We start from the raw sequence: 14,439 nt of genomic DNA, 5'->3' as shown, positions 1-14,439 counted from the left end.
TTAAATAATATTAACATAGTAGAATCTAAGTAAATTAATGGTTTTTATTACTTCATTTAACATATACCTACGCACTATGTAATTGTATATTTTCCCAATGAAACTCGCATAAAAATATTTTTTTGCTTTTTAGTGTATAGTGTTAAAATCCTCATCATGTCAGTATTTAATTCCCTTAACACCTATCTATCCACAAACAATAAAACGCTTTCTTTTCTATATTTCTGGCTTATACGCTTTTTCGGTACAAACTCTCCATTGAATCAGTTGTCTTTAATATTTATTTTATAGGTAACCCCTTTTTAAGAGGGAATTTAAAAAGAAAGGGGAGTGCTACCTCACCAATTAATTATATTAAAGTAGCTTTTATGTCAATTTCCGTTTTCAGAAAGGAGAGAGGTTTACAAGAATTAAAAGTTCAGAACAACTACATCTAGCCTTGCTCGCTGGAGCTACATAACAGCGTTAAACCGAAGAAAGAACAAGTGTTTAAATCCCGCTAAAAGAGAAACACAAAAAAATTCAAGCAAATTCTAACTAATTCGGACTTATAGCCACAGGCTATCTATCGTGGCCGGTTTGTAGCGTCAGTTGACGACTAATTAAATGATGGAGGAAGATCGGTAATGATGAAAATTTTTGATTTTCGTACCAACAGGTATCAAAAACTGATTGTAAGCGTAACGCTGCTCTTACTTTTACTTGTTCTAATGACATTAAGTGCAAACAATACATTTGCAGACGAACAAAAAAACTCGCTTGTGGTTAAATCACCAGACAGTAAGATTAATGTTCAAGTTGGCTTAGGAGAAAAGGGAAGACCATTTTATCAGGTTAAATTCAATAATAAAAATTTAATCGATCGTTCCCAATTAGGGTTTGATTTAAAAGATGTACCGGATCTTAAAGAAAACTTCGAAATCGTCGGTACTGAAGTAAAAACAGAAAATGGAAAATGGAAGCCGGTTTGGGATGAAAAAGAAGAAATAACAAACCACTACAATGAACTGAGAGTGAAACTTAAGGAAAAAGCTGCTCCCCATCGAGATTTACATGTAGAGTTCCGTGTGTTTAATGACGGAGTAGGCTTTCGTTATGTCTTTCCTGAACAAGAAAACCTCAAAAAGTTTGACATTATGAATGAAGATACGGAATTCCGCTTTGCCGGCAATTTCAAATCATGGTGGACACCGCAAGACTTTGAACTATATGAACATCTTTATAAGGAAACCACGTTAGATAAAATGAAAGCGGCAAATACTCCTATTACGATGAAGGCCGATAAAAATGCTTATCTAGCTCTCAATGAAGCAGATTTGGTTGACTATGGCGAAATGACAATTGAACCAATCAAGGATGTAAAATACGGCTTTAAAAGTGCAATCGTTCCTTTGCCAGATGGTGTAAAAGCAAAAGTCGAAGCTCCTCATAAAACACCATGGCGGACCATTATGATCGGTGATAAGGCCGGTGACCTAATTGAGTCCGATATGATGTTAAACTTAAACGAACCAAATAAAATTAAAGATACCTCTTGGATCAAACCTCAAAAATACATGGGTATCTGGTGGGAAATGCACAAAATGCAATCCACTTGGGCACCGGGTGACAAAGTTGGAGCCACGACCGAAAACGCGAAAAAATATATTGACTTTGCGAGCGAACACAATATTACTTCCGTTTTGGCTGAAGGATGGAATGACGGCTGGGACGGTCCAATCCCTGAAGGCTGGAGCGACCAAAACTATATCAAGTCAAACCCGCGCTTCAACTTAGAGGAAGTAGTTAAATACGGCAAGAAAAAAGGCGTTGATTTCGTTGCTCATAATGAAACAGGCGGAAACATTACAAATTATGAAAATCAACTAGAGAAGACTTTCGCTTATTACAAAGAATTAGGGATTCATTCCATTAAGACAGGATACGTCGGCACTCCGAAAATTGTTGAGCCTGAAGGCCATCATCACCGTGACCAATTCATGGTCAACCATTTCCGTAAGGTTCTTACGACAGCTGCTAAGTATGACCTGATGGTAGATGCTCATGAAACAATTAAAGATACCGGTGAACGTCGGACCTATCCGAATATGATGAGTCGTGAGACTTTCCGTGGTATGGAATACAACGGTGGAGATACAGGAAATCCAGCTGAACACACGGTGACACTTCCGTTTACTGCTGGATTAGGTGGACCGATGGATTATAACGGAGGTATCTTCAATCTTAAATATGATCCAAATGATCAAGATACACGTGTATGGACGACAAGAGCCCGTCAGCTTGCCTATTACCCTGTCATTTTCAGCGGTTTGCAGATGGCTCCCGACCTTCCAGAACATTATCGCAACCAGCCTGAATTTAAGTTTATCGAAGATGTACCGGCAAGCTGGGACGATACGAAAGTACTTGATGCAGAAATCGATGAATATCTATCGATTGCCCGCAAAAAAGGGGATAAATGGTTTGTCGGAACATTAACCGATAGAGATCCGAAAAATATTCAAGTACCACTTAAATTCCTTGAAAAAGATCAAAAATATGTCGCAACGATTTATAGTGACGGTTCTGAAGCGGACATGGAAAATAACCCAACCGAAGTATCCATCGATAAAGTTATCGTAGATTCAAAGGATAAGATTACGGCTTCCATGGTTGGCAGCGGAGGACATGCCATTAGTTTGGAGCCAGCATCAAAAAAAGATTTGAAGAATTATCCTGACTACAAATCAAAAACCCTTGGCTACGGGAAATTAAAAGCCCCTAAGAAAGTAAAAGCCGGCCAAACAGTTTCAGTCCGCTTAGATGCTGAGAACAACAGTCAAACGCCATTAGGCGATGAACTGAAATTAAAAGTTGATGACACAATAATAAAACAACACTATATCCGTCTTGCCCCTGGAGAGAAAAAACAACAGACATTTACTGTTCATTTTGATAAAGCTGGAGAATATAACCTTTCGATTGATGGAACATCCAAGCAAACGAAAATAATCGTCGAAGAATAGACGATAAAATTGACGAAGAGGCTGTCATTTGACGGCCTCTTTTTTTCTCTTCTCGTGATATGCCCAGATCGCTTTCATTCTGAACGTTATACGGCCAATAAACGGTCAATCTCTTTTGCCGCACGGGTCAGTCCCTCTTTTACAGAGATTTCCCCTAGGAATATTTTACGCATATAGCGAGTGTAAACCTCATCGATTTCACTCCAATTTTTTACCGATTGCCTATGGTAAGCATGATCCAGAGCCTCTTTATACGGAATAGTGTAAGAATCCCGATTAGAATTTATCGATTTTGCTGCTTCTAAATTCGTTGGAAAAATCCCTACTTTCGACATCATCAACTGAGCCTCTTTACTGGACATCCATTTCAGAAATGTCCAAGAAGCATCAGGATGTTTGCTCCCTTTCATAATAACCAAATGATCGCCGTCCAGGATTGAAGATGGCCCTTTATTATGGGGGAAAGGAATAGGTAGAGTATTTTTTAAAGACCTGTCCAATTCCTTATCGGTCCATATGTTGTAAAACCATGGCCCCTCGCCCGTTATAAGCACATTACCGCTTTTTACACCTTCCCAATTGTCTCCCCCTTCTTCTCCTACCATGTGATCAATCAGCCCTTTATTATAAAGATACAGAAGCTTCTCCACCGCCTGTACTGTTGCTTCTCCATTTAAATACCCGGTTGCCTTAGTAAACTTAGCATCGGTCAGCGAACCCCCAAGGCCGAATATATATGGAAGCGTTCTCCATGTATCCAAGCCTCCAAGTCCAATAGTATGATGCTGTTGACTGGCAAGTTCCAAAATTTCCTTCATTGTTTTAGGAGGTTCCGAATACCCCGCTTTATTCAAAAGCTCCCGGTTAAAGATAGCCACCTGTACGAGAAAATCCATGGGAAGAGAATAATATTGATTCTGGTAGAAGCCCGCTGACATCGTCTTATGATTAAGCGTATGACGGACTTTTTGGAAATCAGGAAAAGTATTTAAAGGCATAATCAGCCTGTTTTGATAAAAATCAGGAATCCAGTCCAATTTCATTCTGACCACATCAGGACCGCGGTTGGATGAAGCCCGAGCAATCAATGTGTTTTTCAGTCCCGTGTTATAAGGTTTCCTTACAGCTATTACTTTTATATTAGGAAATTGGCGTTCAAAAGCAGGAATCATCTCCCGTTCCAAAATCCTGCTTTCTGTGTCGCTGTATGTATGCCAAAACTCGATTACATTCTCTTTATTCTCATGATGCGTTTGTGGCTCATCCGAAGTGATGATTTTCGATCTTTCACATCCGGTAGCAATAACAAGGATCAACAAAATTGATATCCACCGTGCCATTAAACGTTTCTCCTTTTATTATCTAAGGAATTAGGTATCGCAGGATTTCCGAGTAAGATACAGACGGTTGTCCCTTCTCCCAGTTTACTTGTGACCGTCCACTCAGAGCAATCAGAATAATAAAAGCGAAGCATATCGTAAACGTGCAGCAGACCAATACCCATTTCACCCTTGGCCTTAGCCTTCTCCGGTTCATTTAATATTTTCAGCTTCTCCTCACGGATACCTATACCGTCGTCAGTGACTAGAAATTCTGTATAATTATCTCTTGTATGAACTTGGATTAAGATACGTCCGTCCGTTTCCTTGGGAATAATCCCATGGAAAATTGCATTTTCTACCAGTGGCTGGAGCAGCATACGAGGAATAACAAGCTTCTCCGCTTCTGGCTCCACTTCCAAATCCAGTTTAAAGGTCTTTTCATATCGAAGCTCTAAAATGGTAATATATTTCCGCAGAAAATCTATTTCCTCTTCCAATGTAATCATACTTCCGCTTTTACCCATATGTGCTTCCAAAAGGCGGATTAATGACTTCAAACTTAGAGCAGCTCGATCATTCTGATTTGATTTAATCGACCACCATAGCATATTTAATGTATTTAAAAGAAAATGGGGATGAATCCGGTGCATGACGGCTCTTAGCTCCGCTTGTAGTTTTTGATCCTGCTCTTCATTTACCTTATGCATAAGCTTTTCGATTTCTTGAAGCATGCTGTTAAACTGCTGACTCATTAGACCGATTTCATCGTTGGACCTTACATTTGTCCTTACCTTTAAATCCCCATTCTTTACCTTCCTCATATCCAGAGTAAGCTGCTTGATCGGTTTTGTTATTCTGCTTACCATTAATAGACCGATACCAATAGAAAGCATGATGAGAACTCCGGAAGAAATCAAAATAAAGGTCTGCAACCGATCCAATTGTCCGGTAATTTCATAAACCGGCACAGTTCCCACGATCATCCATCCGTTACTCAAGGGCTGCTTGACCCCATAATGCGGATTTCCATTTAAGGTATATTCGAATTCTACAACATCTTTGTCCACAATTTTTTTGAGTAAATCCGGAGTTTCCACACTCTTGTTAATCAGATTAAGATCAGGATGGATCATGATTTTACCTTGCTGATCTACAACAAAAAATCTTCCTGTCTTCCCAAGCTTTAGCTGCTCGAGGATGTTTAAGATAGAATGCCCATTTAAATTCACCTGCATAAACCCTATGTGATTCATATCGTTGAAGTTTTTAACAACTCTCCCGATAGGAAGAATCAGGTCTGTATTGGCACCCCCTCCGATCAAACGGTCAAACTGCAACCCCCGCCAAGCCAGTTCGCCATCCTTCTGTTTGGCTTCCTTTATCCATTCCTGATTAGACACACGAATCCGCATTAGCTTGTACATGGATGGATGATACATATAAGGAGAAAATGTACTGCCGCCCCAGCCGCTGCCCTCTTCTTTCCAAACATAGACATTTTTGACGAAGGAGTTTGAGTAAACAATTTGATTCAACGTGTTATTCATGTATTGAAAAATCCGACGCTGCTCTTCAGCCGAGCTTCTATTCATGTTCATTATCGCTTTTTGAATGTCTGTATTGCTGAAAATAAAATCCGATGTGTCGCTGCCCGAGTTAAAAATAAAAGAAAGAGAATCCGCCGTTTGTTTAGTGGTTTGAATCGTATTTTCACGTACGTTTGTCTTTACAACAGATTCAGATTGCATATTAAAAGCCCAACTTAGAATAAAGGTAGGCAATAAGATAACAAATAGAAAAACTAGTATAATCTTAAACACAAAGCGGTTGGAAAACAGGAAAGTTCGAATCATGAGGCTCCACCTTTATCTGTACTGTCCGATAAGTATACATGATACGGCAGAAAAATTTAATGGTATGAATATAAGGTGAGAAATTTATTATATTTTTATTTAAAAAACTATTTGACTCTTACACCTTCTCAAACAACATGGCAACCCCAACTCCCCCGCCGCTTCCAATAGCCGCAAGGACATACTTTGCCTGCCTGCTTTTTTGTACCTCATAAAATAAACGTGTGATCAAAACGGCGCCGGATGCTCCGTAAGGATGACCTAATGTAAGGGCGCCGCCGCTAACATTTAATTTTTCGTAAGGGATGGACAGTTCTTCCGCACAAGCGACAACCTTTGAGGCAAACGCTTCGTTTAATTCAACAAAGCTTATGTCCTCCATTGTTAACTCGTTCCTCTTTAACAGCTGCAAAATTGCGGGAACAGGCGCAATTCCCGGAATGTGCGGGTGAACACCGGACACCTGGCTGTCAATGAACCGTAATACCGGCTGATACCCTTGTTGTTTTGCCATCGTTTCTTCCATGACTAAAACAGCGCATGCCCCGTCATGAATACCGCAGCTGTTTGCCGCCGTAACGGTGCCGTGCTCATTAGCAATTATAGGTCTTGCCCGATTTATGAGCCTTTCCATATTGCGGTCACGCAACAGCTCCTCGTCTGTATCTATGTTATTTATCGCTAGTATTTCCTGATTGTATACTCCAGTTTGAAAAGCTTCCCGGCTCCGTTCATAGCTTCTTAATGCATACTTATCCTGCTTTTCTCTTGATATACCATATTTTTTAGCGACATATTCTGCGGCCAATGGCATATCTGGATCTCCGATATACTCAGGTGAAAACCGTGCACGTTTTTCAAAAGCAGAAGTACTCGCGCTTTCCACTCCTCCAGCAATATAACAACGGCCTGCCCCTCCTTGAATGGAGTAGCAGGCGATTCGAACAGCCTCCAGCCCGGCACTGCATTGCCTGTCTATCGTCATTCCCGGAACATCATAAGGAAGACCTGTCTCTAAAGCAGACAGTCTTGCAACATTTCCGCCCGGCCCAACAACGTTTCCAAGAATGACATCGTCAACTTCCTCTTCGATCCCCTTGCTTAATTGTTTAAGAAGAGGAGCAGCCAATTCGTGGGGCTGCAAGTGTTTTAACATGCCGTTTTCTTTTCCTATCGGCGTTCGTTTTGCTTGGACAATAACCGCTCTCTTAATGTCTGCTCACCTTGCTTTCCAACATTTCCTTCATTTGCTGCCTTGCGAGTTTTCCGCTTGTTGTATGAGGAATTTCATCGAAAAAGTGCCATTTTCGGGGAACTTTATATGAGGCTAGCTTGCTCTGGCAAAGCCTTCTTAATTCGGGTTTCGAAGCACTCCCTTTGATAACCGCAGTCACAACCTGTCCCCAGTATGGATCTGAAATTCCCACTACGGCAGCTTCCTCAACTTCAGGATGTAGTGTGAGCACGGCTTCAATTTCTTCGGGAAAAATGTTCATGCCGCCATAGAGAATCATATTTTTTTCTCGTCCAGCTATGTACAAGAATCCATCCTCATCCAAATATCCCATGTCATCCACAGAACTCCAGCCACACTCATCCTGAAGTGAATGAATCTCTTCTGAGCCTTCATGTACATATCCCATACTAATCATCTTGCTTCGTACATAAATCTTTCCGACTTCATTCGGGAGCGCGGCTTCTTGGTTTGACTTTACTATTTTGATTTCGACATTGTGGCACGCTTTGCCTACTGACCTAGGCTTCTGCCTATTGTTTTGATCGGAAAGAACAGTAATGAAGCTTAGTTCACCGGCTCCGTAAAATTCATACATCGTCAAATTGAAAAAGGTGTCCCGTATCCGCCGTTTTGAATCGGCTTCCCATTTCGCTCCAGAGGAAATGATCGTTAGAGGCTTGTTTATTATGCGTTTTTCTCTCATAAGCGCTTCTATCATTGTTGGGACCATAAAAACGGTCGTAATCGAATGTGCTTCAATGAAAGAGATTGTTTGAGATGGGGAAAATTTCTCTAGCAAATACACCGTTCCTCCGAGATACAACGTGCTTATAGCGCCATATAAAAAATGGGAATGAATAAGTGCTCCCGGAATAACGACGTGTTCATCGCCATGCATGTTAAAATCCACCCGATTGCAGGCAAAGCTTTCAATCCAGGAATCATGCGAGCGGACAAAGGCTTTAGGTGCTCCCGTTGAACCCGAAGTAAACCCCATGAAAAACGGAAGGTCCCCGCTTACTTCATCAGGTTCATCCTGTGGTGCACATTGAATATCAGCTTTGCAATTTTCCCAAAGTAATCTATTACATCCAATGGTATCTAACGCGCTGCTCATTTTCTTTGTCGTAATCACGAAGGAAGGAGAGCAGAGCTGTAATCTTTTTTCTAACTCTTCTTTTTTCCATTTTGGATCGAGAGGGACTATTGTCAATCCTGCCGAAGACGCCCCTGCGAAGAGCTGCAGAAAGGGAATTCCATTAGGTAATAGAATTCCTATCGTCCGATTCACTTTATCCAGAGATGTCAGCCAGTTTGCTGTTTTTGCAACCAACTCCTGCCACTCTCGATAAGTAATCGATTCATGGCCCATCTGAACAGCGATGCGCTCAGGTTGATTTTGACGATGCTTGTCGTAGGTCTGGGTTATCGCTGCCATTCTTTATCTCCTTTTCCTAAATACTAGCCGCCTTTTTCTGAAATACCGGGGATTTTCTTAACCTGTTCACTAGATAAGCAGCAAGTACCGCTTTTAACAAATCTCCAGGAAGATAAACCCAGCTTGATATTAATGCTCCTGCTAATGAAGTATTCATGACAAAAGCTTGAACGGGGACTCCAAATACATACAGCAAGAATACTCCCGCTAACACATTAGTGATCAATATCTTTATAAAGGTTACCACACGAAATCGGGAAAGAATATACCCGATGGTAAAGGCAACGATGATATAACCGAATAAGTATCCAGCACTCGGTCCGACAAAAACACTGAGGCCGCCTCGTCCTCCACTCAAAAGCGGCATTCCGGCCGCCACTACCATTAAGAATATCGCCTGGCTCCAGGCGCCAAGTCTTGCACCAAGCAGTCCGCCGGCAAGCATCACACCAAAATTTTGAAGAACAATTGGCACTGGGCTAAAGGTCAGTACTATAGGAGGAACAAGCCCCAGCACCCCCATAACTGCAGCAAATAATGAAATAAACGTAATGTCTCGTACTTTCAAAGAAGACTCCTCCTAAAATTTTTTGCTTTTCTATTTATCATAAGGCACATTCTTCAATTTCAAACCCAAGATCCTCGATCATTCCCCAATCGGCTGTTGGCTCTTGTCCGATCGTCGTTAAATAGTCCCCGACAAAAATCGAATTTGCCGCATAAAGGCCCATTACTTGCAAAGAACGAAGATTGACTTCTCTTCCTCCTGATATCCGAATTTCCTTCGAAGGGTTCACAAAACGCATCATCGCGAGAAGCTTTAAACATTTTCGCGGATTCAGGTCGGTGCGTCCTTCAAGTGGCGTCCCGTCAATTGGGATCAGAAAATTGCATGGAATGGAGTCAGCGTCTAATTCGCGCAGAGACTTTGCGATATGAACCGCCTCCAGATCGGATTCTCCCATGCCAAAAATTGCCCCTGAACAAGGTGACATGCCGGAGTTTTTCGCATTCACGACCGTATCAACCCGATCATCATATGTATGGGTAGAACAAATATTTTCATAGTTTTGTTCACTCGTATTCAGATTATGATTGTAGCGATGAACACCCGCATCCGCCAGTTTTTTTGCATGCTCTTCATTTAAAAATCCGAGACAGCAGCAAATTTTCAAATCCGTCGTCTCGCGAATCTCTTCTACCGCACTGATAACATGATCAATTTCTTTACTGGTTGGCCTTCTTCCTGAAGCAACGATACAATATGTACCTGCTTTTCTTTGAACAGATTCCCGGGCTCCTTCAACAATTTTCTCCTTGGTCAGCCATGCATATTTATCAATCGGAGCTTCGGACACTATCGATTGCGAGCAATATCCGCAATCCTCCGGACAAAGCCCTGATTTCGTATTAATAATCATATTGAGCTTTACTTTTTTCCCATAATACTTTTGGCGGATAAGAAAAGCTGCCTGTAAGATATCAAGCATTTCTTCGTCAGGAGCTTGTATAATTGACAAAGCCTCTTCCTCTGTGACTTCGTACCCTTCCATAACTTGCTGTGCTAGCAATCGCCAATCCGTGGTCATACGGTCAACCCCTCCATATAGCATTTTTATGTTAACCTATTTTATTTTTGGTTAACATAAAAAATATCATATTTTCTCTGAATATACAAATTGAATTTTATAAGAGTAGGAGATGTTTCCTATGAAATCACCAAAGTATCATTGGCAAAGACGTATTTGTTAAAATAAAGAGAGATAACTACGGAAAGGATGATTGCATTGTTGAAAATCGGTTGGATTGGACTAGGATATATGGGAACCCCGATGGCAAAAAACGTTCTCAAAGCCGGCTACACTTTGCATGTGTACAACCGGACGAAAGAAAAAGCACAAGGCTTGGCCGACGAAGGCGCGATCCTATGCGAGACACCACAGGAACTGACGGAAAAATCAGATGTCATAATTACAATGCTGACGGACGGTGCTGCGGTTAAGGATGTGATGGAACAGGAAGAAGGAATCCTGGCTGGATTAGATCACAGCAAAATCGTTATCGACATGAGTACAGTCAGCCCTGAGGATTCGGTACTTTTTTCAGAGCTTGTCCGTACAAAAGAGGCGGCTTTCATCGATGCACCCGTATCAGGATCTGTGAAGCCTGCAGAAGACGGTACACTGGTAATATTACCGGGAGGAAACGCAGAAGATATCCAGAAGGTACAGCCGATCTTTGATATACTGGGCAAAAAGACCGTACATTTCGGCGAAAACGGAAAAGGCGCCTCAGCCAAGCTTGTCATTAATTTGCTGCTGGGAATTACGATGCAGGGAGCATCTGAAGCCTTGCTGCTTGCCGAAAAATTAGGTCTTGAAAAAGAAAACACCCTAGAAATGATCCTTGCCTCTGCGGTAGGAACCCCGCTCGTTACCGGCAAAAAACAGTTGTTTGAGAAAGAAGAATTCCCTGCTGCGTTCATGCTGAAGCTGATGTCGAAGGATTTGGGTCTTGCCTTAAAAGAAGCAGACAAAAACGGCGCCTCCCTGCCGCTGACTAAAGCTGCAGATCAAACCTACGGATCGGCTAAAGAACACGGAAAAGGCGAGTTGGATTTATCAGCAATCTTTTTAGAATTGAAAGAACAAAATAGCTGAGAAGATGGTGATGGCGGCTCACGAGTTGTGTGGGTCGCCCTTTTTTGCGAAAAACGTATAGGAATTGCACAATGAAGCGTGGGAATTGCACAGTTCAATTGATTATTTGCACAAACTGTTGCAATAATTGCACAGGTAGTCGCTATTTTTGCACAGTAATAGCTAATAATTGCACAGAAGACTTAATTAATTGCACAATTCCTCCCATCGTTCTATTTCACTCCAATGACACGGATCCTTTTATAATCAGCAAACCAACAGCCATCTAGATATAATGTTTCTCTTACGTTGGTTTCGATTTTGTTGAAGATTTCATTTTTTAATTCGTTTGAGATTCCTTCAAACATCCCGCCGCTGAACATTTCCAACCAGTTTCTTAAGCCGTGTTCCCCATCTAACGGCGTCGGACGATCAAAGTGCTGTGCATGCATGACTCTAAACCCGACTTCCTCCATCAATGTTGAATATTGGCCAATACTCGGAAAATACCATGGGAACTGCTCATCAGAAAAGTTAATTTCATAGCTCTTAAATTGATTCAGAATTTCATCTGTAATGATTTTAACATTTCCTTTTCCGCCGAATTCAGCGACAAATCTGCCTTTTGGCTTCAGTGTTTGATAGATTGATTGCAGCGCCTGCTTTGGAGGCTTAACCCAATGAAGGACAGCATTTGAAAACACCGCATCAAATTCATTTTGATAGTCTAATTCTGTTGCATCACTAACACCAAAAACAATATTCGGATACTTAGCCTTTGCTTGATCAATCATATTTTTCGACTTATCAAACCCGACAACTGTCACACCCATCTCAGTTAACGAGTGTGCTAAATCCCCTGTGCCGCATCCCAGGTCAAGGATACGTTCACCTTTTTTTGCGTCTAAAAGTTTGATTACATCATTTCCAAAGTTAGAAACAAAGGCGTGTTTTCCATCATATAAGCTTGCGTCCCAATAATCCTTTGTTGCATTGTTGTCCCCCATCTTCTTCTCTCCTAGCCTACTTTTTTATTAGTATATATTTAAAACAGATGATCCATATACACTCTCTTTTTTTAAAACCTTTTCTCTGTTTCTTCGTATAACATACTAAAGGCAGGTGATTAAATAATGAAACGATTGATTTCTATTCTTGTCATGTCGGCTGCACTAGTACTTTTTCCTGTTCTTACCTTTGCCATTGATTATTCCATTACTAATACTCAAATACAAGCTGATTTGCAAAAAAATGGCGATGTTAATGTTAAAGAGACACATACTTATAAGTTCGACGATGATTTCAATGGGATCACCAGAGAATTGATCGCCAAAAAAGGCACGGAAATCTCAAATTTTAAAGCATATGAAAACGGAAAACCATTAAAAACAGAAAAAGATGAAAATACCTATAAAATTCACCGAGCAGGCAGCTATGAAACGATTTCTGTCGACCTTCATTACTCTATAAAGAATGGAGTAAGTGTATATTCAGATGCAGCAGAGTTTTATTGGCCTTTCTTCGATAATAACAATGAATCAACCTATGAAAATCTTACGGTCACAGTTCATCCACCCGAAAAAACAACAGAAGATGTGATAGCTTTTGGCTATGATGAAGCTTTTAATAAAGAAGCGATTCAACCGGACGGATCCGTCAAATTTTCCTTTGAAGAGGTTCCCGATGGTACAAAAGGTGATATTCGAGTCGCCTATGACAACAAGCTATTTTCTGCCGCTTCCAATATGTCGAATAAGCCGATGAAGGAGAAAATCCTGGCGGCTGAGCAGGAGGGGATAGATCAAGCTGCTGAAGATGCGAGGATGAAGAAGCAGCTTTCTACTATCGGCGAAGTACTTATCCCAGCTTTTGGTCTCGTTATACTTGCAATCCTCCTTTATTCCTGGAAACGAAGCAGAGACTTAAAGCTAATGCTTGAGAAGGAAGAAGCGGCAACATCAAACAAGATTCCGGAAGAAAGTATGAGCATACCGGCAACGATTTTTTATACAAATAAAGGAGCATTTTCTTCAGATACAGTTGCAGCGGGATTGATGGATTTGCTACACAAAGGCTATATTGAAAACATTTCTGACGATCAATTTCGAATTATTACTCGAAAAGGCGCTTTACGCCACGAAGAAATTTTGATGGAATGGCTGTTTGACAAAATCGGGAAAAACGGCACTTTCAGTTTAGATGACCTGGCTAGGTATACAAAACAGAAGAAAAATCACAATAAATACCTTTCCAACCAGACAAAATGGCAGTATGCCGTTAAGAACGAAATCAAAGACCAAGCTTTTTACGAGAAAAATACAATATATCGTTCAACTGTCGGCTTATCGAGCTTAATCTTATTGCCATTTCTCTTTTTATTTCCGTTGTATGACCTTTTTGGCTTGTTCTTTCTCTCATTGCCAACTTTCCTCTTTTTGATCGGGTATGCGATTTTTTACCGACCAAAAAGCGAAAAAGGAGCGGCAACGTTTTATAAGTGGAATCGATTCAAAAATAACTTCCCATATCTTACTGAAAATGAGTGGAGCACTTGGACGGAAGATGAGCGATTGCGTTCTTTCATCTACGGAATGGGTATAAAAGACAATAGCTTATACAAAAAACATGAAGAGCTTGAGAACGCCTTTCATCGATCCAGTAATAGAGCCAGTTCAAATGACATTCAGCCAAGCTTTTACTCGATTGACATAACCACCCTTATGATTCTCACAGCCTCAATATCTCCTAGCTTTCATTCAGCAGGATTAGCTGCCTCAAGCACTGCAGCCGGTTCATCCAATACAGGTGGCGGGTTTAGCGGAGGAGGCGGAGTTGGTGGAGGAGGAGGCGGAGTTGGTGGAGGAGGAGGCGGATCTGGTGCCTTTTAAAATAAACGATCGATTCCTTGAAGCCTGCCCTAATAAGGTAGTTCACATCGAACAACA

General features: G+C 41.1%; 10 protein-coding genes. 3 read left to right on the top strand and 7 right to left on the bottom strand.

From position 1 onward, the window contains the following. Window positions 1–626: 626 nt before the first annotated feature. Entirely contained in the window at window positions 627–3,005 is a 2,379-nt protein-coding gene (locus AM592_RS20360; protein ID WP_211086200.1) for a glycoside hydrolase family 97 protein, read from the top strand. Window positions 3,006–3,091: 86 nt separating this feature from the next. Here AM592_RS20360 and AM592_RS20355 read toward each other — a convergent pair whose 3' ends face one another. The 6 genes from AM592_RS20355 to bioB form a co-directional block, all read right to left on the bottom strand. Further along, on the bottom strand, window positions 3,092–4,345 hold the full coding sequence (locus AM592_RS20355; protein ID WP_053605464.1) for an extracellular solute-binding protein: 1,254 nt from the start codon (window positions 4,343–4,345) through the stop codon (window positions 3,092–3,094). Further along, window positions 4,345–6,180: a cache domain-containing sensor histidine kinase gene (locus AM592_RS20350; protein ID WP_053605463.1), complete on the bottom strand. Its 1,836-nt coding sequence runs from the start codon at window positions 6,178–6,180 to the stop codon at window positions 4,345–4,347. The genes AM592_RS20355 and AM592_RS20350 overlap by 1 nt, the downstream gene beginning before the upstream one ends. Window positions 6,181–6,298: 118 nt before the next feature. After that, the gene (locus AM592_RS20345; protein ID WP_082364248.1) at window positions 6,299–7,393 is read right to left on the bottom strand and encodes an acetyl-CoA C-acyltransferase; all 1,095 of its coding nucleotides are present in this window, start codon (window positions 7,391–7,393) and stop codon (window positions 6,299–6,301) included. Further along, complete coding sequence (locus AM592_RS20340) at window positions 7,389–8,855, bottom strand: AMP-binding protein (RefSeq protein WP_053605461.1); 1,467 nt, start codon at window positions 8,853–8,855, stop codon at window positions 7,389–7,391. Before AM592_RS20340 ends, AM592_RS20345 begins: the two co-directional genes overlap by 5 nt. Before the next feature lie 16 nt (window positions 8,856–8,871). After that, window positions 8,872–9,423, bottom strand: a complete 552-nt coding sequence (locus tag AM592_RS20335; RefSeq protein ID WP_082364246.1) for a biotin transporter BioY — start codon at window positions 9,421–9,423, stop codon at window positions 8,872–8,874. 37 nt (window positions 9,424–9,460) lie between these two features. After that, on the bottom strand, window positions 9,461–10,444 hold the full coding sequence (gene bioB / locus AM592_RS20330) for a biotin synthase BioB (protein WP_053605460.1): 984 nt from the start codon (window positions 10,442–10,444) through the stop codon (window positions 9,461–9,463). A 201-nt stretch (window positions 10,445–10,645) separates the two neighbouring features. Here bioB and AM592_RS20325 point away from each other — a divergent pair, with 201 nt between their 5' ends. Further along, window positions 10,646–11,515 carry an NAD(P)-dependent oxidoreductase gene (locus AM592_RS20325; RefSeq protein ID WP_053606196.1) on the top strand — a complete coding sequence of 290 codons (870 nt, stop codon included), beginning with the start codon at window positions 10,646–10,648 and terminating at the stop codon, window positions 11,513–11,515. Between the two features lie 212 nt (window positions 11,516–11,727). Here AM592_RS20325 and AM592_RS20320 read toward each other — a convergent pair whose 3' ends face one another. Further along, window positions 11,728–12,501, bottom strand: a complete 774-nt coding sequence (locus AM592_RS20320; RefSeq protein WP_053605459.1) for a class I SAM-dependent methyltransferase — start codon at window positions 12,499–12,501, stop codon at window positions 11,728–11,730. A gap of 126 nt (window positions 12,502–12,627) precedes the next feature. On the opposite strand from AM592_RS20320, the gene AM592_RS24245 reads away from it, so the two are divergent. Next, on the top strand, window positions 12,628–14,382 hold the full coding sequence (locus AM592_RS24245; RefSeq protein ID WP_053605458.1) for a DUF2207 domain-containing protein: 1,755 nt from the start codon (window positions 12,628–12,630) through the stop codon (window positions 14,380–14,382). The last annotated feature ends 57 nt before the right edge of the window (window positions 14,383–14,439 follow it).

The sequence above is a fragment of the Bacillus gobiensis genome (assembly GCF_001278705.1).
GTDB classification, from domain to species: Bacteria; Bacillota; Bacilli; order Bacillales; family Bacillaceae; genus Bacillus; species Bacillus gobiensis.
This window is presented reverse-complemented; position numbering and strand designations above follow the sequence as displayed.